This window comes from Streptomyces lancefieldiae (genome assembly GCF_031845825.1).
In the GTDB taxonomy this organism is placed as follows: domain Bacteria; phylum Actinomycetota; class Actinomycetes; order Streptomycetales; family Streptomycetaceae; genus Streptomyces; species Streptomyces lancefieldiae.
In genome coordinates this window covers 1-486 of the sequence record NZ_JAVRFH010000290.1, presented here as the reverse complement: position 1 = coordinate 486, position 486 = coordinate 1, and the positions used below count along the sequence as shown (strand labels likewise).

The window sequence follows — 486 nt, the reverse complement described above, 5'->3', positions numbered from 1 at the left end:
GACAGGGCGAGATCTCCGTGGCGCTCCAGGTTTCGGTTGACGCCGTCTCCGGCTCCGCCAAGGAGAAGATCACCGCCGCCGGCGGTACGGTCACCGAGCTCGTCTGAGCCCGGATACGGACCCGAGCCCGGCCGGTCGCCTCTTCGGAGGTGGCCGGCCGGGCTTCTCCGTTTCCCGGGGCCGGTTTCCTCCGGCCGCCCTTTCCCGGCCCTTCTGCCGCCGTACCACGAGGCGTTGGGGAGCGGGCGCCCGACACTTTTTGTGGCGCTGTACGGGAACCGTAAAGGCTCGGGAAAGGTTGAACGGGTGTCCACCGCACCGGCGGTGGGCGCGTCGGGGGGCGTTCGCGTCCCAAATGGTGTGGCTTGGCCGGTCTTTCGCGGCGGGGCCGGAGGACGGGCGGTGCACCTGTGCACAGCGCGTGTTTCCTGCTCAGTCCCGGGCCGGGTAGGGTAGCGCCGTTCATCTTTTGTGGCCTCCTTACGA

1 protein-coding gene is annotated in these 486 nt (G+C 69.3%); it reads left to right on the top strand.

Annotated features, from left to right (window positions below; all coding sequences use genetic code 11):
* Positions 1-107, top strand: a 107-nt coding sequence (locus tag RM812_RS42185; protein ID WP_311586311.1) for an uL15m family ribosomal protein, incomplete at its 5' end; no start/stop codon positions are given.
* Positions 108-486: the final 379 nt, after the last annotated feature.